Source organism: uncultured Desulfosarcina sp., from assembly GCF_963664155.2.
Taxonomy (GTDB): domain Bacteria; phylum Desulfobacterota; class Desulfobacteria; order Desulfobacterales; family Desulfosarcinaceae; genus Desulfosarcina.
In genome coordinates, this window is record NZ_CAXXXH010000001.1 from 3,540,791 (window position 1) to 3,562,393 (window position 21,603).

The 21,603-nt window shown below is 56.6% G+C and carries 16 protein-coding genes; 6 read left to right on the plus strand and 10 right to left on the minus strand.

Annotated features, from left to right (window positions below):
• Positions 1–14 precede the first annotated feature (14 nt).
• From ACHZBS_RS16125 to ACHZBS_RS16145, 5 genes are all read right to left on the minus strand, one after another.
• Complete coding sequence (locus ACHZBS_RS16125) at positions 15–1,418, minus strand: sigma-54 dependent transcriptional regulator (protein ID WP_319407543.1); 1,404 nt, start codon at positions 1,416–1,418, stop codon at positions 15–17.
• The gene (locus ACHZBS_RS16130) at positions 1,393–2,937 is read right to left on the minus strand and encodes an ATP-binding protein (RefSeq protein ID WP_319407544.1); all 1,545 of its coding nucleotides are present in this window, start codon (positions 2,935–2,937) and stop codon (positions 1,393–1,395) included. Before ACHZBS_RS16130 ends, ACHZBS_RS16125 begins: the two co-directional genes overlap by 26 nt.
• On the minus strand, positions 2,934–3,443 hold the full coding sequence (locus ACHZBS_RS16135; RefSeq protein ID WP_319407545.1) for a hypothetical protein: 510 nt from the start codon (positions 3,441–3,443) through the stop codon (positions 2,934–2,936). Before ACHZBS_RS16135 ends, ACHZBS_RS16130 begins: the two co-directional genes overlap by 4 nt.
• A gap of 275 nt (positions 3,444–3,718) precedes the next feature.
• Positions 3,719–4,282 (minus strand): hypothetical protein, encoded by a 564-nt coding sequence (locus tag ACHZBS_RS16140; protein WP_394708001.1) that lies wholly within the window; start codon positions 4,280–4,282, stop codon positions 3,719–3,721.
• A gap of 134 nt (positions 4,283–4,416) precedes the next feature.
• A complete protein-coding gene (locus tag ACHZBS_RS16145) occupies positions 4,417–5,565 on the minus strand; it encodes a sulfite exporter TauE/SafE family protein (RefSeq protein WP_319407547.1) in 1,149 nt (382 codons plus the stop codon).
• Positions 5,566–6,197: 632 nt separating this feature from the next.
• Here ACHZBS_RS16145 and ACHZBS_RS16150 point away from each other — a divergent pair.
• The 6 genes from ACHZBS_RS16150 to ACHZBS_RS16175 all read left to right on the plus strand — a co-directional run bounded on the left by ACHZBS_RS16150 (position 6,198) and on the right by ACHZBS_RS16175 (position 12,752).
• Positions 6,198–8,282 carry a molybdopterin-dependent oxidoreductase gene (locus ACHZBS_RS16150; protein WP_319407548.1) on the plus strand — a complete coding sequence of 695 codons (2,085 nt, stop codon included), beginning with the start codon at positions 6,198–6,200 and terminating at the stop codon, positions 8,280–8,282.
• Between the two features lie 70 nt (positions 8,283–8,352).
• Positions 8,353–8,868, plus strand: a complete 516-nt coding sequence (locus tag ACHZBS_RS16155; RefSeq protein WP_319407549.1) for a 4Fe-4S dicluster domain-containing protein — start codon at positions 8,353–8,355, stop codon at positions 8,866–8,868.
• Between the two features lie 181 nt (positions 8,869–9,049).
• Entirely contained in the window at positions 9,050–11,206 is a 2,157-nt protein-coding gene (locus tag ACHZBS_RS16160) for an FAD-dependent oxidoreductase (RefSeq protein ID WP_319407550.1), read from the plus strand.
• 35 nt (positions 11,207–11,241) lie between these two features.
• A complete protein-coding gene (locus ACHZBS_RS16165) occupies positions 11,242–11,454 on the plus strand; it encodes a hypothetical protein (protein ID WP_319407551.1) in 213 nt (70 codons plus the stop codon).
• A gap of 64 nt (positions 11,455–11,518) precedes the next feature.
• On the plus strand, positions 11,519–11,968 hold the full coding sequence (locus ACHZBS_RS16170) for a CBS domain-containing protein (RefSeq protein WP_319407552.1): 450 nt from the start codon (positions 11,519–11,521) through the stop codon (positions 11,966–11,968).
• Between the two features lie 4 nt (positions 11,969–11,972).
• Positions 11,973–12,752 carry a 2Fe-2S iron-sulfur cluster-binding protein gene (locus ACHZBS_RS16175; protein ID WP_319407553.1) on the plus strand — a complete coding sequence of 260 codons (780 nt, stop codon included), beginning with the start codon at positions 11,973–11,975 and terminating at the stop codon, positions 12,750–12,752.
• A 112-nt stretch (positions 12,753–12,864) separates the two neighbouring features.
• Here the strand turns inward: ACHZBS_RS16175 and ACHZBS_RS16180 are convergent, their stop codons facing one another.
• The 5 genes from ACHZBS_RS16180 to ACHZBS_RS16200 all read right to left on the minus strand — a co-directional run bounded on the left by ACHZBS_RS16180 (position 12,865) and on the right by ACHZBS_RS16200 (position 21,250).
• Positions 12,865–13,761, minus strand: coding sequence for a dihydropteroate synthase (locus tag ACHZBS_RS16180; RefSeq protein ID WP_319407554.1), 897 nt, complete (start codon positions 13,759–13,761; stop codon positions 12,865–12,867).
• A gap of 153 nt (positions 13,762–13,914) precedes the next feature.
• Positions 13,915–15,252, minus strand: coding sequence for an acetyl-CoA decarbonylase/synthase complex subunit gamma (acsC, locus tag ACHZBS_RS16185; protein WP_319407555.1), 1,338 nt, complete (start codon positions 15,250–15,252; stop codon positions 13,915–13,917).
• A gap of 107 nt (positions 15,253–15,359) precedes the next feature.
• Positions 15,360–17,573: an acetyl-CoA decarbonylase/synthase complex subunit alpha/beta gene (gene acsB, locus ACHZBS_RS16190; RefSeq protein WP_319407556.1), complete on the minus strand. Its 2,214-nt coding sequence runs from the start codon at positions 17,571–17,573 to the stop codon at positions 15,360–15,362.
• A gap of 40 nt (positions 17,574–17,613) precedes the next feature.
• Positions 17,614–19,632, minus strand: a complete 2,019-nt coding sequence (cooS, locus tag ACHZBS_RS16195; protein ID WP_319407557.1) for an anaerobic carbon-monoxide dehydrogenase catalytic subunit — start codon at positions 19,630–19,632, stop codon at positions 17,614–17,616.
• Positions 19,633–19,681: 49 nt separating this feature from the next.
• Positions 19,682–21,250, minus strand: a complete 1,569-nt coding sequence (locus tag ACHZBS_RS16200) for an acetyl-CoA decarbonylase/synthase complex subunit delta (RefSeq protein WP_319407558.1) — start codon at positions 21,248–21,250, stop codon at positions 19,682–19,684.
• Positions 21,251–21,603: the final 353 nt, after the last annotated feature.

Consider the following 21,603-nt stretch of genomic DNA (forward strand, 5'->3'; position numbering starts at 1 on the left):
GCCATGCCCTTTTTTTATGACGATTGCCGGTAAGGGTCCGCAGTGATGCCGTAGCGGCGCATGATCTGCTGAAGTGCCTGACGTTCCAGGCCGCAGGCTTTGGCCGCCTGGGTGACATTTCCCTGGCTGAGGGTAAGCATGTGCCCGATATAGGCAGCATTGAAGGCGCTCAGGTTGTTCTCTTTGGCCTCTTTGTAAGGTAGGTCCAGAAAAGGGGTGATTTCCGCGATTGCCCCCGGTGCCGGTTTTCTCCCGATGCCCACGTCCTTGGGTGTAATTTCGTCACCAGCGGAAAATAGAATCCCCTGCATGATCATGTTCTCCATTTGACGCACGTTGCCTTCCCACCGGAGGCCGATAAAAATATCCATCAATTCCAGAGAAAAACGCTTGAGGGGCTTGTCCAGCTTGGTGCAGTGCTTTTCCAGCAAATGGTTGGCGATCAGCGGAATGTCCTCTGGGCGTTCACGAAGCGGCGGCAATTTGATGGGCAGGACGTTGAGACGGTAGAAAAAATCCTCCCGGAACTCGCCTGATTTTATTTTTTCCGGCAATGGCTGATTGGTGGAGGCGATGATTCTTACATCTACGTGGACCGGCCGGGCGTCACCCAGGGATTTGATCTCCTTTTCCTGCAGCACCCGCAGCAGTTTGGTCTGGATGGTGGGTGTGATGTCTCCGATCTCATCCAGGAAGATCGTGCCAGTGTGGGCCTCCTGGAACAGGCCCTTCTTGTCACGGGTGGCATGGGTAAAGGCTCCTTTCTTATAGCCGAACAGTTCGCTTTCCAGAATATGCTCCGGAACGGTGGGGCAGTTTACGGCAATAAAAGGGCGTTTGCTGCGATTGCTCAAGGCATGAACCGCCCGGGCGGCCAGATCTTTGCCGGTACCCGATTCGCCGGTGATCAATACGGTGAGATCGTTTTTGGCCACCATTTGGATGGTTTCGTAAACCCGCTGCATCATCGGACTTTTTCCCACCAGTTCCTGAAACATGTCCGTGGAGCGGCACTCGTGGTGCAGCCTCAGGTTTTCTTTCAACAGGCTGCTGCGCTCGAAGGCCTTTTCCAGGCGCATGACCAGGGCATCATGATCGAAGGGCTTGGTGACGAAATCATAGGCACCCCGTTTCATGGCCTCCACGGCCATTTCGATGTGCCCGTATGCCGTCATCATCATCACGGTAATTTCTTCGCCCCGGTCGGCTTTAACTCGCTCCAGCACCTCGAGTCCGCTGATACCCGGCATTTTGATATCCGCCAATACCAGGTCGTAGTCGGTGGCGCGGATCATTTCCAGGGCGGCTTCTCCTGAGGATGCGGTATCCACCCGACACCCCAGTTCAGGCTCCAGACTGCGTTTCAGCAAGGTGAGCATGTCCGGTTCGTCGTCAACGATCAGAAGATTCTGTACCATGGTTTATCTCCCTGAAAGCGGGGGGCGAGACGGGCAAAGACAGCGTAAAGGCAGCTCCCTTGCCGAGCTCGCTTTTTACCGTAATATTGCCGCCGTGTCCCTTGATAATGCCGTAGCTGACCGAGAGCCCGAGGCCAGTGCCTTCGCCGGTGGGCTTGGTGGTGAAAAAAGGATCGAAGATCCGCAGCAGGTTTTCCTTTTCAATGCCATGCCCGGTATCCGACACCTCCACCGTGATCCGATTGGCCGGCTGGTTGAGTCTAGTGGTAATGGTAATGGTGCCTTTCCGGTCTACCGCATGAATGGCGTTCATCAGCAGGTTGATGAGCACCTGCTTGATTTTTTTCTCGTCCATGAGCACCGGCGGAAGGCCTGGCGTGAAAAGGGTTTCGATTTGAATATTTTCCAGATTGCTGTGGTGACGTACGAAACCGATTACATCGTCAATGATGGCTTGGATACCCAGAACCTCTTTCTGAGGGCTCGATGTCCGGGCAAAATTGAGCAGATCTTCCACGATGGCTTTGCAGGATTTGACATGCTTTTCTATCGTTTTCAGGTCGTTAAAGCGATCAGTCAAAGGATCCTCACCACGCAGCAGAAGTTGGGTGTAGCCTAAAATGATGCCCAACGGATTGTTGATTTCGTGGGCGATTCCGGAGGAGAGTTCGCCGATGGAGGCCAGTTTGTCCGCCTGGGCCATCTGTTTTTGCATCAGTCGGCGTTGCTCGATGTCCTTGATCAGAAAGTGAATGGTTTCTCCCTCGTCGGAAGGGCTCTTGGCCAGGCTGCCTGAAAGCAGTACCCGGCGGCTGGTGCCGCCTTCTAAAACGAGGTCGAATTCCTCGCTGGAAATAAAGCCGCGGTCTTCGATATGGCGGCTGATGGTGTTCCAGTCTTCGGGGTCGGATAGAAACGACTGGAAAAAACGCCCCTCGACATTGCCGTCGCCGGGAACGCCCAGCCCAACCATTTGTTTGCCGGCCGGGTTGAGGTTGACGATCCGGCCGTCGGTTCGCGTCACCAGGATCATATCTTTAGATACTTCGAAGATGCGGCGGTACTTTTGTTCCGAAATGACCAGGGCCTCGGTGCGTTTTTCCACGAGCTGCTCCAGGTTCTGGTTGAGGTAAAGCAGTTCTTCGTGGGCATTCTGAAGGGCCTGGCGGTCTTTCATAATAGTCCCGTAAATAGCCCATGTACGTTCGAAGAAGAGGGTGACCGATCCCACCATGACAAAGGTAAAGGTGTTGGTGGCGCCGGAAAAGGGTCGTATGGCGGACCACAGGTCCTGCCGATTGGACAGCAGAAAAATCTGTTTGAGCAGATGGCCGGCGGACCGGGAGATGGCAAATACGAATAGAGCGAAGCATACCCACAACAGGTAGGTGACGATGATGTTGTTGGGGTCCATTTTTTTGAGTCGCAGGCTCAACCCGAAACTGAGAAAAGCGAAAAGGATCATCAGGATGGAGCCGACCACATCTACGGTCCAGATGGGAATCAACGATACATTCATTTCCGGACACCTTCACCGGATTCACTCGGCCGGACCTCTTTAAGCATGTGGCGTAATCCTATCCACAAACAGACCATGGCCGGGACACACAGCAAATGATCGAGTTTTGCCAGGTAATAGACAGTCGCCAGCCATTCGCGACCGTCTGCTGTTGCGACTTGAATCTGCCAACCGCTGATATTTCCTACCTTGACGGCCTGGATCTGCTCATCCAGAAAGTGCACCAGTATGGTGTCCACGTTCCAGAGGATGAAGAACAGAGCGGCATACTGGAAGTAGCGCCATCCGGGCACTTTCACCAATCCCGCCTGCCGGAGCCAATAGATCAGGAGCATCATCGAAAAGAGGAAGAACAGGTGGGCGAACTGGTGGACCCAGACTCCTTCGATGCCCGCATGGCCCTGGGTGGCAAAGGCAGGCGCACTTGAGAACAACGTGACGCATAAACACCATGCCGCCATTTCGTAGCGCGATATCTTGTCCGTCATGTTTCGGATGATGTTCACGGTTATTGGTTGATAACCTCTGAAGGGTCGGCCTGATTGCCCCTGGTCATAAATACGATGGCATTTGCTCGCCGATGCAGCCCGACTCGCCGTGTTGCTCGGTGCGCCGATAGCGCTGCTATTGACGCTTTTCCCGCCTTGCGATCCGGGCGCCTCGGCAATCTCGGTGCGTCACCGTATTTACGAACAGGGGCGCTAAGGCTTAGCTGAATGTCAGGTCGCCGCAAGTTGATCGATGGCCGAAGGAGATGCTTACAAAACCTTTTCTCTTTGTTCTAATGACCGGGTTTGTCGGCGGCATCCAGCATTTTCTGTACTCCCTTGAAATAGGGCAGATAGGGCCTCATGTACTTAAACAGAATCCGGCTGAGGATGTACATCGGTATGAATGTGAACATGTAACCCACACCCTTGTCGAACACGAGGGAAAGGGGCGCGGCAATCGGGAAATCAACATCGGCGAAGCGTGAGCCTAACCACCCCATGGCAAAGGGAATCGGCCACAACACACCGGCGCTGTACGCCGCCATGGTGAAAAAACTCTTCCCCCAGACATCCGTGGCTTCTTTGTTTAGCGCCTTGTAGCTCGCCTTGTCACCGGCTTGGTAGGCCACAATGGACAACCGCTCTTTCTCCAGTACCTCCGCCGTCATTTGATCCACGTAGCGTTTATTGAATTTTATAGCCAGGGAAACGGAAATTTCACCGATAATGACACAAAGAAAAGAAAGGCTGAAGGTGCCAATCAGGAAATTGGCGATAGGGAGATCGGTCATCCTGTAAAAAAAGATCAGGAAGATATCCGTGTTGAGATAAATGCTATGAAAGAAGTTTCCCATGGACATTTTAGCAGATTGAAAAGATTATCTTGAGGCAAATTCGCCGGAGTGCGATTAAAAACCAAGACCGGTGCCGGCAAGTCATCCCGGCACCGGTCTTTCGTTGGGTCAAAAAAACACCGATCAGTGGAATCCTAAAGCATTTGAATACCGAAGAAGCCTCTCAGCGTATAGCGCAGCCCGATGTAAAGCGCCAGGGCGATAAATATCCCCTTGAGGACTTTTTCGGGAATGTACTTGCCGGTTCGCGGGCCGATCATGGATCCGATGAAAATACCGATCAGTTCAACGCCGATCAGCGGCCAGTGAACCATGACCCCTTTGAGAACCATGAAATTGAAAATGGCGAAAATCATGCCGATCAGCACGGAAAGAGCGGAGGTGCCCGCGACGACGAACATGGGCAGGCCCACCACGCTGGTGAGGAAGGGAACATACAGAAATCCGCCGCCTATGCCCAGGAACGAGGCCAGTGCCGAAATAAAGAAGCCGCCTGCCAGCGCCCACAGGGGACTGAAGGAGAAGGTCTGACCGAAAAAGGAGATCTCGGTTTTAGCCAGGCTCCACTTGGCAGTCTTGACGCCCTGGTCTTCAATGGCGACTTTGGATTTGGCAGCAGTCTCAAAGGCCTTGGCGGCGGCTTTGGCTGCCTTTTTAGATGCCTGGCCTTTGGGTGTCATTTCATAGACCATGAACCCGCCGATGATGAATACCACCAGGCCGAAATACCCCTGGTATTGGGAGAACTTGACTTTGCCGGCGCTGGTATACACCACGATCAGGGTGGCCAGCAGGGCACCGATGCCCAGAAAGACTCCCAGGGAGGCAACCAGTCGTTTCTGTTTCCAGTAGTTGAAGCTGGAAACCAGGGCGGATGTTCCCACCAGCCATTGGTTGGAGACCCGGATGCTGTCGGTAATGGTCTTGTTCAAGCCGGGAGCCGTATCCTTAAAGGTTTTAGCGTAGGCACCCAGACCATAGATGGTAATGTGTCCGACACCGGCCATGATACCCCCGAAGGCGCCGACCGTCGAAAAGATCCAGCCCACCCAAATGGCCCATAAAAAGCCAATCAGGGGATTGAGCTGCGGCGCGCCGGGAATGCCCAGATACCCGGGTTTGGCGTTGGGGTCGATGTGGCCTTTTTCCGTTCCCTGGGGAGCTTTGGCAATGGCGTCTTCAAGGGTGGCGGCAACTGCACTGCCGCTGGACAAAATTACCGGTGCAACCACAATGGAAAACAGCAGCAGCAGTATGGTGAGCAACGTAAACTTTTTATTCATGGTTATCCTCCCGGATGTTGATAATGCTGACCGAAACCCTTGTCGGTCACCTTCGAATTTCAGGATGAACAGTATTCATCCGCCTTCTAAATTACTTTGATCTATTCCAAACATCACCTCCAATCATCAGAAATAAATGGGTTGCCCGGTGTCGAGCAAGTTACATGCCATGGACGTCCTGATGGCATAGTTGGTGAGAAAAGTCAATAAATTAATAAAAACAGTGGGATGCGATTTCTTGTCGGGCATTGTCCACCGCCGTGGATTTCTTTGATCCAGCCTTGCCGGCAATTTAAGTGCAAAAAATTTATTGCTATTTATTTATACAACTGAATATATTATATTTATGAAAAAACAAATAAGTGCAATAAAAATATATCGACGCATTAAAAAAAGAGCATCCACAGTGTGAAAAGGTATAAGCAATTACCGTAAATGACCAACCTGTTTTTTGGTTGGTGTGTAAAAAACTGAAATAACAGTTCATTCTTTTTCAATCGGATTGCAGCCTCGCTACCGGATGAAAAAAAATTGGTACGCTTGTTGCTAACAGTTGCAGGAACCAATACCGCTTTTTTAGTGATCAACACCGCCAGGCGGTTCACTTTGTTTGAGGAAACTGGAGGAATCTAATGGAAAAAGATGTTTACAGTCTCTGTTTCATGTGCTCGGTCCGATGCCCGATCAAGGTAAAGGTCAAAGACGGGCAGGTTACCTGGATCGAAGGAAACCCTCATGTGGCCGGCATGGAGGGCAGCTTATGTCCCCGTGGTGCAGCGGGGACCTCGTTGCTTTATGACCGCCAGCGCGTGCAGAGCCCGATGATCCGCGTCGGCGACCGAGGCTCGGGGAACTGGCGCAAAGCCAGCTGGGATGAGGCCTTGGACTACGTGGGGGACAAGCTCAAGGCGATTATCGACCAGTACGGCGGCCACAGTGTGGTGCTGGGAGAACGGACCCAGCTGGCGACCCATGTGAGCAAGACCTTTTTGAAGGCCATCGGTTCCCCCAACCATTTCACCCATGATGCCCTGTGTAAAGGATCGGTCAACACGGCTTGCCGCTCCCTGTTTGGATACACCGACGGTCAAATCGGCGTCGATTACCGCAACACCCGACACATCGTGCTCTATGGCCGAAACATATTCGAGGCCGTTTCGGTTAAAGAGGTCAACAACCTCATGGCGGCCATGGAAGAAGGGGCCAAGATGACCTACATCGACCCCCGCGTCTCGATTACCGCCACCAAGGCCCATCGGTACTGGATGATCCGGCCCGGCACCGATTTGGCCCTCAATTATGCACTGATGCATGTGATCCTGGATGAACGGCTCTACGATGCACCCTTCGTCGACCGCTGGGTGCATGGCCTGACCGAACTCCAGGACTTTGTGGAACCGTATACACCGCAGTGGGCCGAAACCGAGACCGGGATCCCCGCTGGTGAGATCGTTGCCCTGGCACGGGAGCTGGCCAAAGATCGCCCCTCGGTGGCGTTCCATTACGGCTATCGAGGCGCCAGCCACACGAATGAAATATACTTGCGTCGATCCATCCTGATGCTCAATGCCCTCATGGGTTCCGTTGAGGCCAAGGGCGGGATCTTCTTTAAAAAAGGTCCCGGCGAAGCGGGCGGCAAGGCAGCCCGTAAACTGGTGGAACAGGATTTTCCAAAAATTGAGGTGCCGCGTTTCGACAAGGTGGGGACACCCGATTTCCCGCTGCCGGATCCGGCCCACGGGGTTCCCCACCGATTGCCATATGCCATCATGAACGCCGACCCTTACCCCATCAAGGCCCTGTTCAACTACCGCTTCGAACCGCTCATGTCTATCGCCGATACCGAGTTGACCCGCAAGGCTCTGGATCAGCTGGACCTCATCGTCACCATCGACATCAACTACAGCGATATCGCCTGGTACAGCGACGTGATTCTTCCCGAATCCACCTATCTGGAGCGGACCGATTGTGTCCAGCAGGCCAACGGGCTCAAACCCCAGATGTTTTTGCGGCGCCAAGCGGTGCCACCCCGATACGACACGCGGGAAGGGGCCATGATTCTCAAGCAGATCGCCGACCGCATCGGCACCGGTGACTATTTTCCCTATGAAAACATGGACGAACTGGTTCGCTGGCAGTTGGAGGGCACCGGATTCACCATGGAGGATTTCGACGCCAAGGGATTTGTGGCCTATGGCAAGGCAAAGATATTCTGGGATCGCATAGACGGCCTCAAATTCAAGACCCCGTCCAAGAAGATCGAGTTCAAATCCTCTCTCCTGGAGGATGCCGGGTTCGAATCCTTTCCGGCTTACGTGTCGATGCCGGTGCCTGAGGCGGGACAATTCAGGTTGGTTACCGGCCGTAACGCCCTGCACACTCATATATCAACCCAGAATGTGGAATACCTCAACGAGTTGTGTGGGGAGAACGTGCTTTGGATTAACGCCCAAAAAGCAGCTGAACTGGGCGTTGCCGACCGGACCATGGTTGAGATTGCGTCCAGCCGTCACAATGGAAAGATGCGGGCCTATGTAACGGACCTGATCCACCCCGATTGTGTATTTCTTCTGCATGGATTTGGCCATCAGGCCAAGCGGGCCGAGCGGTCCTATAACAGGGGCGTCAGCGATGCGGCTCTGCAGGAGAACCTCTACGACAAGGTGGGCGGAAGCCCCGCCTATCACGATACTTTTGTCAATGTAAAGGCCGCCTGACAGGCCGATTAGCCAAACGGGAGTCGCTGCCGAAGCGGTCCCCGCCGTCATTTAACAGGATAAGAGGACTATGAGCAAATACTATCTGTTTCAGGACACCAAGAAATGCATCGGATGCCATGCCTGTGAAGTCCAGTGCAAGGCCAACAAGAATCTACCGGTGGGCCCTCGGTTGTGTCAGATCATTCAGGTTGGGCCGAAAATGATCGGCGGACTTCCCCGTGCCGCCTATATTTTCATGCCCTGCTTTCACTGCGAAAATCCATGGTGTGTGGCGGCCTGCCCTACCGGTGCCATGCAGCAGCGAAGCAGTGACGGCATCGTTTTTGTGGATCACAGCCTTTGCGTGGGATGCAAAACTTGCATTTCCGCCTGCCCCTGGGGGGCTCCCCAGTGGAATCCAGAAACCGGCAAGGTAGTCAAATGCGACTACTGCAAGGATCGGGTCGATCAGGGCCTGGATCCAGCCTGTGTGACCACCTGTACGACCCACTGCCTGAAGTTTGGGAAAGTGGAGGATATGACCCAGATCCGTCGGGAGCGCCACGCCCAAACCGTCGCATCGCTGGAGCATAGTTCATTCTAAGGGAAATATTAACTGTTTACGATGTTCATAGCACCCATACCCCTCCCTCCAGGTCCCTCCGGGCTATTCCCGGGGGGACCACTCCGCTTATAGCCCGGGCCGTAAGCGTCTGCCGTCAAAAAATCGGCCATGGCATGAGCTGCGGAGGTCAAAGGTCTCACGGGTGGGCAAGAGGTTATTCATGTCTGACAGCCAGTGTCCGGTCACGGAAAGCATTCATTTTATCGATGATGTCATCGGCACGGGGGGATTGAAGCACCCGAAAAGCCGGCGCATCGCCGAAGAAATTCACAGTCTTTTGGATGACGTGGCCTGGGGACGTGCCGGTGACGATCATCTGCCGGCTGTCCAGGCGTTGATTCAGGATCTTCTCATTGACACCGCTGAGCTTGAAGGATACCGGCTTGGAGAACACCTTCACCAGACGATTAAGACCCACGGCGAAGTGTTCGAAAGCCATGTGAAAACCCATAATTGCCCCACGGGAACCTGTGAGTGGCTGACGCCGGCACCGTGCCAGATGGCCTGCCCGGCGGGCATTGACGTCCCTACCTATGTGACCCTCATCGGTCAGGGGCGGGACGCCGAGGCGATCGACGTGATCCGGCGGGACAACCCCTTCCCCTGGGTTTGTGGCCTGGTGTGCACCCGACCCTGTGAGTTCATGTGCGTACGCGGCCGCATGGACACACCCGTTTCCATCAAATTCCTCAAAGCGTTTGCCGCCGAACGGGCCATGTCCGAAGGAACTTATCGCAATCCGGACAAAGCGCCGGATCAAGGCAAACGAATTTGCGTGATCGGTGCAGGACCCGGTGGTCTGAGTGCAGCCTACTACCTGGCCCTGAAAGGATACGGAGTTCACGTTATTGAAGCCCTCCCCACGGCCGGTGGAATGATCATGGTGGGCATTCCCCGCTACCGGCTGCCCCGGGAGGTTATCGACCGGGAAGTGGCCATGCTGGAAGAGCTGGGCGTGACCTTTGCGTTCAACACCCGGTTCGGTGAAGATGTGACCCTGGACGACCTGAATTCACAGGGCTATGAGGCCTTTTTCTTTGCCATCGGTGCCCATAAGGCCTATAAATTGGGCATTCCCGGAGAGACCGATTTCCCCCAGACCCTGGAAGCCATCGACCTGCTTCGGCGGGTGGCCTTGGGCGATCGCCGGATGCCGGGAAAACGGGTGGTGGTGGTCGGAGGGGGCAACGTGGCCATCGATGCCGCGCGAACCTGCCTGCGTCTGGGCTGTCCAGAGGTGACGATTGCCTACCGCCGAACCCGCCATGAAATGCCGGCCGACGAGGAAGAGGTGGAACAAGCCGAGGAAGAGGGCGTTCGCTTCTCTTTTCTTACCATTCCGGCCAAAATCGTGGGGGAAAACAACAAGATTACTGCACTGAGCTGTGTCCGTGCCCAGTTGGTTCAACGCGAAGGCAGCAGTCGCATGTCTCCGGTTCCGGTTCTCGGCAGTGAGTATGCCATGGATGCCGATGTGGTGATCAGCGCCATCGGCCAGAAAGTCGACCAGCTCTGCATGGGCGACCTGAAATCCATGGGCTGGACCCGTCGGGGAACCATCGATGTGAACATGGTTACCATGGAAACATCGCTGGAAGGCGTTTTTGCCGCCGGAGATGCGGTCACCGGTCCGGCCACGGTGATCGAAGCCATCGGAGGCGGCAAGCGGGCTGCCGAGGCCATTGACCGGTACCTGCTGGGTATTCCTCAGCCCCAGATGCCGCCGGTTCCGGTCCGCCGGCGCCGTGAGCCCTGTATCGAGCTGCCGGCCAGCACCAAAACCGTCATCAAACGGCCGACCATGGACATGCTGAACCTGGACCGCCGCCGGACTACCTTTCAGCAGGTGGAGCTGGGGTATACCGAAAACATGGTCCGCGAGGAGGCCCGCCGTTGCCTGCGTTGTGATATCTGCCGCCGCTGCGGACGCTGTGTGGAGATCTGTCGGGACAAGATGGGCATCTCAGCGCTGGAAATGGGCTACCTGAATTTCGACCATCCCGGCCATACCGACCTGCGGGTTACGGAGGAGCGCTGTATTGCCTGCGGGGCCTGTGCGGCCAACTGCCCCACCGGTGCTATGCGAATTGAAGACCGGGGCGACGAGCGGCTGTTGATCCTGTGCGGTACGATCCTCAACCGCCAGAAGCTGGTCTTTTGCAGTTCCTGCGGAAAGGCCATGGGTCCGAAGAAATATCTGGATTTTATCAATAAACGGGTGAGGTCGGTGGGGCAGATGTCCGCCGATACCTTGGTCTGCGAAGACTGCGCCCGGACAAAAACCGCCCGATTCAACGTGGATACACTGCCGGTTTAGCCGGCCGCGGTGGCGTACATAAGGGGGAGATGGCCATGGTTTACCGCAAGGGACAGAAAGTAGAAATTTATCGGCGCAGCCAGGACGAGAGTTGGGAAGCATACATGGACCGGTTCGTCGGCCTTCACGGTATCATTACCGACCCGGATACGGCCATCAACGACCCGGATAGCCTGATCGAGGTCAGTCTGGAGGGAAAAGGGACGCATCGGTTGCCCCAGGACTGTTTGAGGCCCATTGACAGTTGATTCGTGTCCGCTTTTGACAGGATGGTATGAGCGGCGGGTGGGATTCCAAAGGAGCATTGGACATATGCGGGTTCAGGATGTGATCAAAAAAAAACGTCACGTGGTCCACACCATCCCGGCCCAACGAACCGTCGAAGATGCCATTGTCCAGATGACCGAACGCCGGACATCTGCGCTGATTGTCATGGACGGTGAGCAACCCGCGGGAATTTTTACCGAACGGGATGTGCTGCGGTGTCACGTGGCCTGGCGCCATCGCCTGTTTCGGGAAATGCCCCTTTCCGAAGCCATGACCGATAAACTGATTGTGGCCCAGCCCGACGACCTGGTCAGCAGTGCCATGGCCATGATGATTAAAGCCGATATCCGGCACCTGCCGGTGGTGGAAGACCAACGGATTTCATTAATGCTCACCATTTCCGACTTGGTGAAACACCACGTGGGCGAACTGACGGCTGAGCTGCACTACCTGCAGGAATACATTACCGACCTTCAGGACGCCGTACAGGATTAAAGCGATGATTACGATAACGATTGACGGTACCTCCTACCCTGCTGAAGAGGGTCAGACCGCTCTTCAGATTGCCCGGGAAAACGGAATCAGCATTCCGACCCTGTGTTTCCATCCGGCGCTGAAACCCTCCGGGTCGTGCAAGCTTTGTGCGGTTGAAGTGACCGGACGGAGCGGCGGCCGGCAGATCGCCATGCTGTCGTGCATCCTTAAGGTTTCCGATGGCCTGGAGATTAAAACCACGGGACCCATCGTTGAAGCGGCACGCAAAAAGGCCTTTAAGAACCTGCTGCGCATGGCGCCTCAATCCTCCCGGCTGCGCCAGATGGCCATGGACCACGGGGTGGACATAGAACCGCCACCGGATGGATGCGTGCGCTGTCGCCTGTGCGTCCGTGTATGTACAGAGATCGTCGGTGCGGGAGCCCTGAAGATGAAAAAAATTGATGGGGTCAGTTGTGTGGTGCCGGAGCCGGACCGCTGCATTGGATGCGGTACCTGCGCCAACATCTGCCCCACTGCTGCGATCCGGGTGGAAGATCGGGAGAATGTCCGGACAATAATGATCCGGGATGAATTGATCGGCAAGCACCCCCTGGAGCGTTGCGAGGGATGCGGCCGCTGGTTTGCAACCACCCGGTTTGTCGACTTCATCGAGCGCCGAACCGCCCCTCATCCCCATGTGAAGGAGATCCACAAATACTGCCCCACCTGCGCCAAGCTCTTTTCTAACCGGACCCGCGCGCTATTCGATCATTCCGTGAAGACGCGTATGCCGGGACACTGATGATTTGAAATTTGAGATTTGAAATCAGCGTCCGGCACCAGCTTGCCAAAAAAAACAAGCCCCCTCCAGAATCTGGAGGGGGCTTGTCGTGCTTGACGCTTCTTTCGGGCACCTAAATTTCCAGCCAGGAGTCGGAGTACAGGGTTTTGCCGAGGATGACGTCTACGGTCTTGGCGTAATCCAGCAATTCCTTGGAGAGACTGGCACGGTCGGGTTCGGTGCCGTCCAGCATGCCGTAGATCAGGTCAACGATATCCTGGCGTTCGCCTTTGCAGATGGCGGTCTGCTGCTCATCGCGGGGATCGGTGATGATCGATTGCATGCCGCACTTCATCAGCATCACCGTGTAGGTCTGGTTCAGGATGGGGCGCAGGTGGTCGGGTGGGCCGTTGGAGATATTGGAAAGGCCGCAGGTGCTTTTGGCGCCCGGAGCTATATCCGGAATCATCTTCTGGAACTCCATGAGGCTGATGGCCTGGGGCTGCTGGATGTTCACCGGGGTCACGATGCCGTCCACCCAGATTTTCTCGTTGGGGATGCCGGCTTCGTTGGCGAAGTAAAGCAGTTCCACGCACAGGGCGGCGCGCTCGTTTTCGTCGCGGGGAAGGCCTTCGGGCCCCCACATCAGGGCGACGAAATCGGCATTGTACTCGGCCGTCATGGGCACCATGCGCTCGTAGCGCTCCGGTCGGCACATGATGGAATTGACGATGTGCGGGGTGCCGGAAGGAACCTGTTTGATCACCTTCAGGGCCGCTTCAATGGCGTCGATGTTGGAGGTGTCCAGAGCCAGGGGCAGATCCGGCACCACGTCCTGAACCACCTGGACCACCCACGGCATCAACTCGTGCCCGTCTTTCTTGGCGGGCCCCAGGTTGATGTCGATGTAGTCCATGCGCTTTTCCTTCTGGAAAAGGGCCTCTTCCTGGATCGGTTTGGGATCCCGCTCCTTGAACGCGCGGCCGATTTTTTTCGAAATAACATTCAAACTTTCGCCGATGAGTAGCATACGACTTTCCTTTCTTTTTCTCGGCATCATGCTCCGGCCAGTGCTTCGGCCACGGATGACGCTATTGCCAACATGATGGCCGGCGTGCCGGCCAGGAAACGACAGTCAGGACGGACTGTGAATGCCCGCCCTGACCGTTAGATCACACAGCGGTTACGCTCTGAGGAAGCCGGGGATGTGTGCGGCCTCCCGGGGACCGACGGTAATGGTCCAGCCGGGCAGTTCCTCTTCCACGTCGCCCACGATTGAGGCGGCATAGCCGGGAATGACCAGTTCCTGATGCTTGATCTTGTCGGTGATGCCGCTTTTTTTGACGAACATGCCTACGTCATCGCCGGCGAACTTGCCGGCAGCCCAGGCGGTGAGCACGGACAGTCCTTCGGAGTCCTTGATCAGCAGCCAGGTGGGTACTTTGCTGGCCTCGATTTCACCGGACACGATAAAGTAGGTCAGGGCAAAGTTGGTGGTCACCAGCACCCTCGCGTTTTCGTCCGGGTTGTTGATGGGGTAGATGCCCTCGGTGACGGTCATGGGCCGCTGCGGGTCGGTGAAGATGTTGAGGCGCTCCAGCAGCAGCGGGAACAGGGACTCGCCGACAAAGTCGGACATCACCACGATGCCGCCATACTTGGCCACGTACATGGCGCTCAGCATGGTCTCCGTGTCCAAATTGGAGGCCATTTCACAGGGAAAGGCGATGGTGGGAAAGCCCACGGCCCGGTTGCCATTCTTCAGGGCGGCGCGGCGCAGGGCGATCATATCCTGATGGGACTGTTTGGGGTCCCGTGAACCAGGGTCCAATACCAGGTCCTTAAGGCCCATGCCGGTGAGTTTATCCGACAGCGGAACCAGGCCTTCGATGGAATCGGCCTTGATGGCCAGAGGCAGGTCGTTTTCCTTGGCGATAGCGCCGAAGGCGTCGACGTTGGCCTCTGTGGCCGCATACATCAGGGGGCGTTTGAAGGCGCAGGCCGCCACGCCGGCTTTCATCACGTCGGCGTCTTCGGTCATCAGGATCAGGTTGAATTCCGAGGTTTCGGCAACTTGTTTGGCGACGGCGGCAAAGGCGTCGGCGTTGCCACCGACATCTTTGACGGCCACCAACTCCGGCCGCAGGTTCAACCCCACGCGTTCGAACTGCAGGGCGTTCCAGCCTTTGAGCTTGGTTTCCAGATCGGCTGCAGCAATATCGCTGCCGATCTGGGCTGCCAGCAGGGTGGGGTTGTAAAAGGTTTTTTCGTGGCGGTACTGCACCGTCTCACCGCCGGTGGTTGCCTTGCGCACGCCCTTGCCCACCACGACGGGACGGATAGGCGGTGCGGAGGCTTCGGAGAGTTTCTCCCGCGCTTCGTCGGAGACGTAGGGGCAGCTGTCCAACTCAGCCTTGCCGGATGCCAGGTTCATGGCGAAGGCAAGACAGGTGGGTACCCCGCATTCCTTGCAGTTGGTCTTGGGCAGGAGTTTAAAAATCTGAATACCGGTTAATGCCATACTATTCTCCTTTTATGTATGGGCAATTCTCCCGGTCGAAGCGACCGGGGAATCGGTTCATCGGGTGTGACGGGGCGGACGGTCCCGCCCGCCTCGTCGTTTATTTCTTATCCGATCAGCGGATCCATGGACAGGGCCGGGTGGCCTTTTTCCTGGAGGAAGGGCAGGATCTCCTCCTCGGTGATGCCCACGGTTTCATCTGCGATCATATCGTAAAGATTCGGTACGCCCATTTCGGCGCCCCGTTTTTCGATGCGTTCCTTGAGTTCTTCCTTTAGCATTTTGGGCATCCAGACCATCCGAAGAAGGCCGCCGTCACCGAGGATAAACTTGCCCTGGGTGATGTTGAACTTGGAGTGGCCCACGAAGCCCGGCGAGGAAGCGCCACCGCCCATGACTCCGGCCAGGGTGGTGAATTTCATGCCGCAGGGGGTTTCGCCAGCGTAGTCGCGGCCCACGGTCATCACACCGTTGCAGGACGGAAGCATGGCCGCGATGCATTCGCAGCAGCCACAGGTGGTCATGGGGTCATGAACCAGGGAGTAGAAGTTGTAGTGGGTAACGGCCCCGCGGGATGCTTTGTAGACGAAGTCGTTGACACCCTTCCACTGGCCCAGCTTCGGATCGATGCACTCGCCCTTTTCGATGGGCTGGTTGGGGCCGGTGGGGTTGATTTCGTAGGAGGCCTTGCAGTCCATCCAGTTATAAGCGCCGCACAGGCCGGTTCTTTCCGGGCTCACCGAGCAGACATGGCTGGGGGCGAATGACTGGCACAGGGTGCAGGAGTAATAGATTTCGACGTCTTCGTCGGTCATTTTTTCGACACGCTCGTCACGTGTTTTGTACTCGGCGCGGGCGCGCTTGGTGAGTTTGTCCACGTCGGCTTTCTTGGTCATCAGGGTCACCTGGACCTTGTCGAGGATCTTGCCGAAGTCCTGGTGGAACTTGGCGTGCAGGACGACACCGATGTCTTTGAGGGTAAACCCTTTTTCGATACCCGCCTTGCTGATGCGCACCCAGGAGATGTCGCGCTGACCGATGTGCATGATGCCCTGGATGTAGTTGATCAGGTGGTGGATCTGGCGCTCCAGAATCGGCTCGAAGTCGGTCTGAAATTCGCGGCCGGCTACCTGGATGTAGATGCCCAGGGGGAAGGTGTCGCCTTCCTTCAGCTCGCCCACGTCCGGACCGTCAATGATCACCTTGCCGTCTTCGATCTCGTTCATTTCCGCCATCTTGACCAGTTCGGTGCACTGGGTCTTGCCGCCGCCGCACTGGGCGAACAGGTCGGCGCCGCGTACGCGTTCACCCTCGTAAGCAGGGCCGAAGGCGCAAGGGATATTAATATCGGAAACGATGGTCTTCAGGCCGCGAACCTCGACGGAGCGCTGACAAATCTCGCTGTGGGGCACATTGGCCACGACGTGCTCGTAGGTGCAGATACCCGTGGGCAGGATTTCGGGAATGTCGGTGTCCGCCAGGGTCGGGAAACCCCAGTTGACGCAGCCGGCAGCGGCCACGCCCCACTCGGTGCCAATGTCGCCCAGGGCGTTGACGAAAGCAAAAATTCGGTCCTTGTTGTAGAGCAGGATCTTTTTGTGATCGCCGGGTTTCACCCCACCGAAGGCCATGGCCGCCCGGTTGGCGAAACCGAGGGCAAACACCGCCGAGGAGATGTCCGGACCGAAGGGAACGATACGGGTGTTCCATCCGATTTGCACACCCAGTTCGATCAACTGTTGAATAACGGAGGTGCCATTGTGGTTGGCCGCACAGAACATGTAAAGGCTGCGTCTCTGGTACTCTTCGATAATATCCTTGGCGATTTCAGGTGTGGGTGCCGCACCAACAATTGCCGCAAATCCAGGGGCGGAGCCGTCAACAAATTCGACGCCCCTTTTTCTCAGAATGGTGTCGTCCGCCGGACCCACCCAGATTTTACCGGCATCGATGTCCGGGTCCTCTTCAGGCAGGTAGAAATCCGGTTGTTCAAGAATCCGCAAAGCTTCTATTATCTCGTAGGAGAAGATGGCGGCCATGCCGGCGTCCAGCAGGGGCCCCAGATAAGGCAGGTGGTTTTTCCCTTTGACATGGGGGGGCAGCAGGCCCCGGGCGAATGCCAGGGGTTTTTTGAGGTCTTCCAGGGTTTCCACTTTCATTCCGGTGAGGGAATAGATCACCGGAAGGTAGTAGGCGGTGTTGGGGAAACCGATTTTGGTGTCGGCGTTATAGGTATCAAGTGCCTTTTTGAAACGGCCTTCAGCGGTGGAAACCACTTTGTACCCACCCTGAATGGCTGCAAATGCGACTAATTTAGACATACGATATTCCTCCTTCGTTGAGGATCTGGTTGAAAATTAACTACCCTTCCAGCGCCTGACGGTCCGCCATATCCATGAGGACACGCTCCCTGGCCTTGTCGATGCCCAACTCTTTGCGCTTCCTGTCTATGTGGGCGATCATCAGGTGGGCATGCTTGATCGGATCGGCTTCCAGGTCCCACTTGCCGCCGTACATCTTTTCCAACTCCTTGGAGATATAGTCGTGGAACACCGGGGCGCCGGAGGTGGGCAGGTGCAGGCCGAAAACAGTGTAAACGCCCGAGGCGACGAAGTAGTGGCCGATGGATATGGCTTTTTCGCTCATCCATTCCGGGGCGCTGCCGGCCGCGGGCAGGTCGCAGATATCCTTGCCCAGTCCACCGGCCTTGACCACTTCGGTGGCCGCCAGCAGGATGCGGCTGTTGTCCACGCAGGAGCCCAGGTGCAGGACCGGCGGGATACCCACCGTCTCGCACACCTCGGCCAGACCCGGTCCGCAGTGCACCGCGGCTGCTTCCGGCGTCAACAGCCCTTCCATGGCGCAGGCGATGCCGTTGCAGCCGGTGGTCAGCACGATGACGTCATTCTTGATCAGCTCCTTGACGACCTGAATGTGGGCTTCGTTGTGGCGGGTACGGGCGTTGTTGCAGCCCACCACGCCGGCAATGCCGCGGATGCGGCCGTTGATGATGTTGTCGTTGAGGGTATAGTAGCTGCCGCGGAAGGTGCCGCCCAGGTGATACTGGATGGACTCCACACCAAAACCACCGATGGCGGAGGCCTTGTACTGGGGAATCATCACATCCGCCCCGCGGTTCTGGAAGTTGTCGATGCCGATGCGGACGATCTTTTCGGCATCTTCCAGGGCGTGGTGTTCGTCAAACTCGATGTGGATGACACTGTCCTGCTCCATTTTGGCGATGGGGTGGGTGGTGATCAGTTTGGTGTGAAAGCACTCGGCCACGTTGGCCACATTCTGGAAAATACACTGGATGTCCACCACCATGGCGTCACAGGCGCCGGTGATGATGGCCATTTCCTGCTGCAGGTAGGTGCCGGCCTGGGGCACGCCGTGGCGCTGGAAGAGTTCGTTGGCCGTGCAGCAGATGCCAGCCAGCTGAATGCCCTTGGCACCCTTGGACTTGGCGTATTCGATGATTTCCGGCTTCTGGCAGGTGGCCACGATCATCTCGGAGAGTATCGGCTCATGGCCGTGGACGATGATGTTGACGTGGTCTTCCTTCATGACGCCCAGGTTGGCTTCGGCCTGCAACGGATAGGGGGTGCCGAAGAGCACGTCCTGGAGGTCGGTGGCCAGCATGGAACCGCCCCAACCGTCGGCGATGGCTGCGCGGGTACCCTGTTTCATCAGGTTTTTGTAGTCCTGGTCCACGCCCATGTGGGTGCGGTGCATGATTTCCACGATCTCGCGGTCGATATTTCGCGGGACCACGCCGTATTTCTTCCATTTTTCGTATAGCGGTGCCGGGGCGCGTTTGGCGTAAAGCAGGTTCCCGTGGGGTTTCCCCCATTCGGCCATGGCTTTTTCAGCCACTTCCAAAGCGATTTCGTCGATATCCCGATCCTTGACCTCACCATCCTCTTCCACGGTGACGGCAACCTCCAGGAAAGGGGCGATCTGTAGCAGCTTGTTGGGATCCTTGATCTTGTAAGCATCAGTCTCTTTGCGGGCCACACTCAGGAACACCTCGGCCACACCGCGGCCGTGGTCGGAATGGGCGGATGCACCGCCGGCGATCATACGGATGAAGTTACGGGCCGCAATGGTGTTGGCCGTGGCGCCGCACAGGCCCTTGCGGGTGTCTTTGCCTTCGATGCCGCCCTTGGGCAGGGGCAGGCGACAGGGGCCCATGGCACAGTTTTTACAGCAGATGCCCTGGATGCCGATAGCACAGGGCTTCATCTGGGCTGCACGGTCGAAGACCGTATCGATGCCCAACTTCTGGGCCCGGGCGATCATTTCCTGCGTTCCAACATCGATGGATGAGGCGACGGGGTCGGCCAGTTTGGCGCCCTTATCTTTGGTTACTTCTGCCATTAGAGGTTCCTCCTCGTATTGATTTCGGCAAGGGTTAACTTTTCAAGGTTTAGTGCAGTGAGACACGTCGGTGGATCCAGTTGAGCCGGGCGAGAATCTTTTCGGGTTCCGTCTTTTGCTCGGCGGCTGCGGTCATCGGAATGACCCGATCCTTTTCGCCGGTAGCGTGTTGTGCGGCCATTTTTTCCCGTTCGGCGGCGCGCTTCTGGCGCAGGGCGTCTTCGGCGGCTTCTCTTTCAGCGACTTCCTTGGCGGCGGCTTCCTTCTGCGCCTTGGCTTTGGCATCCGCCTCGGCCTTGGCCTTGGCTTCGGCATCCGCCTTGGCTTTGGCTTCGGCCTCAACCTTGGCTTTGGCATCCGCCTCGGCTTTGGCCTTGGCGGCGGCTTCGGCATCCGCCTTGGCTTTGGCTTCTGCCTGTGCGTCTACCGCCGGTGCAGCCGGAGCAGCTGCCGGCGCCGGTTCGGCTTTCTTTGCAGCGGCGGGTTTAGCGGCGGGTGCGGCGGCCGGTTTGGCGGCCGGTTTGGCGGCGGCCTTGGGTGCAGCGGCGGCTTTGGCCGGGGCGGCTTTCTTCTCTTCTTCGATGGTCAGGTCCGGTGCCGGTGCCAGGGCGGCCAGATCCACGGTAACGCCTTCCAGCCGTTTGGCGATGGGGGCGATATCGGCGGCGCTGCCACCGTCCATGGCGATGTCGATGAATGCCTTGACCAGCCGGATGGACTCGGGGTGACGCATGATCAGGATGTCGGAGCCGGCCATGAGGTAAGTCACGGCGCCCACGGTTTCCATGAGGATGCCGCGTTTTTCCGGGTCACCCAGCGTCGGCGCTTCGTCCACGCCCTGCTTGGCTTCCTTGCACTTCCAGATCTCATTACCGAGGTTGTTGATGATGGGCATCTGGAGTTTGTCGTCGCCCTGGGCCATGGCGGCCATTCTGAGGCGTTCCATGACCGAGTAGCTGTACTCCAGGCCGTAGCCCAGGCCGCCGGTGGTGGGGTCGATGATCACTCGATCCATGGGCATGCCCAGATTTTCCAGCAGGATATTGACCTGCTTGGCCAGGTTGACGTCGATGGGAGACGAACTGATGATGGCGTGGCCGTAACCCATGGCAGCGGCGCCGATGCCCTTGTGGTTCTTGTCTTCCACCGGGCCGAGGGTCAACTGAACGTCCGGGCAGTCCTGGGCGATCTGCTTGAAAACCGCTTCGTCTTTTTCGTGGTTGGCGATGCCCCAGACCACCAGGGGGACATCGATGGCACCCAGCACTTTTTTCACCGTAGCCGATGCACTCGCCGGGCTGGCGTCGGTGCCGTTGGGGTCAATGCTCTTGAGTTGGAGAACGATCATTTCAGCACCGTATTCCTCAACACATTTTTTTGCCCATGCGGCCGGGTCCGAGACCACGTCCTTAAAGGGTTCCATTGCCGCTGCCGGCCACTCCTCGGGTACCATGTCCCAGATTTCCATGGCTACTTTCGGTTTGTGGGGCATTTCCCCCTCAAACTGATAGAGTGGGTAGCAGGTTTCGCCTCCAACGGTAATGGCTTTATCGCCTTTACCGATCGAGATCGCCTTAATCGCACCTGCATAGGATTCCTTATAGAATTCGAAACTCAAAGTTACCTCCTTATCAGCTACCGGTTAATGATTGAGGTGTACTACAGCAATGCGGTGGTTCATTGTTCGTGTGGCAGGGCGCAGAACCCCGGCCACTAAATGGAAAACTTAGGCCCCCTTTCGTATAGGTATTTTTTATATATAGAATTAAAAGCGGTAGATAAAAAACCGTGGAAAAAGGTTGGTGGGCAAAGGATGGGGGTGCGGTCAGCGTGATGGATCGTTTTTGTGTTCATGTAGCACAGCATCGTCAAAACAGTCCCCTGGTACGCAAATAATGACTCATTTGTCAGTCGGAAGAACAGCTTGTGATTTGTTGCGATATGGGCCACCGGGGCCGAGATGGCTTACCG

What these genes read in the sequence shown, in the direction of transcription:
- ACHZBS_RS16160 (WP_319407550.1), top strand. Translation starts at nt 9,050, where the DNA reads ATGTCTGACAGCCAGTGTCCGGTCACGGAAAGCATTCATTTTATCGAT.
- ACHZBS_RS16130 (WP_319407544.1), bottom strand. Translation starts at nt 2,937, where the DNA reads ATGAATGTATCGTTGATTCCCATCTGGACCGTAGATGTGGTCGGCTCC.
- acsB (WP_319407556.1), bottom strand. Translation starts at nt 17,573, where the DNA reads ATGTCTAAATTAGTCGCATTTGCAGCCATTCAGGGTGGGTACAAAGTG.
- ACHZBS_RS16175 (WP_319407553.1), top strand. Translation starts at nt 11,973, where the DNA reads ATGATTACGATAACGATTGACGGTACCTCCTACCCTGCTGAAGAGGGT.
- acsC (WP_319407555.1), bottom strand. Translation starts at nt 15,252, where the DNA reads ATGGCATTAACCGGTATTCAGATTTTTAAACTCCTGCCCAAGACCAAC.
- ACHZBS_RS16145 (WP_319407547.1), bottom strand. Translation starts at nt 5,565, where the DNA reads ATGAATAAAAAGTTTACGTTGCTCACCATACTGCTGCTGCTGTTTTCC.
- ACHZBS_RS16180 (WP_319407554.1), bottom strand. Translation starts at nt 13,761, where the DNA reads ATGCTACTCATCGGCGAAAGTTTGAATGTTATTTCGAAAAAAATCGGC.
- cooS (WP_319407557.1), bottom strand. Translation starts at nt 19,632, where the DNA reads ATGGCAGAAGTAACCAAAGATAAGGGCGCCAAACTGGCCGACCCCGTC.
- ACHZBS_RS16155 (WP_319407549.1), top strand. Translation starts at nt 8,353, where the DNA reads ATGAGCAAATACTATCTGTTTCAGGACACCAAGAAATGCATCGGATGC.
- ACHZBS_RS16170 (WP_319407552.1), top strand. Translation starts at nt 11,519, where the DNA reads ATGCGGGTTCAGGATGTGATCAAAAAAAAACGTCACGTGGTCCACACC.
- ACHZBS_RS16150 (WP_319407548.1), top strand. Translation starts at nt 6,198, where the DNA reads ATGGAAAAAGATGTTTACAGTCTCTGTTTCATGTGCTCGGTCCGATGC.
- ACHZBS_RS16125 (WP_319407543.1), bottom strand. Translation starts at nt 1,418, where the DNA reads ATGGTACAGAATCTTCTGATCGTTGACGACGAACCGGACATGCTCACC.
- ACHZBS_RS16140 (WP_394708001.1), bottom strand. Translation starts at nt 4,282, where the DNA reads ATGGGAAACTTCTTTCATAGCATTTATCTCAACACGGATATCTTCCTG.
- ACHZBS_RS16165 (WP_319407551.1), top strand. Translation starts at nt 11,242, where the DNA reads ATGGTTTACCGCAAGGGACAGAAAGTAGAAATTTATCGGCGCAGCCAG.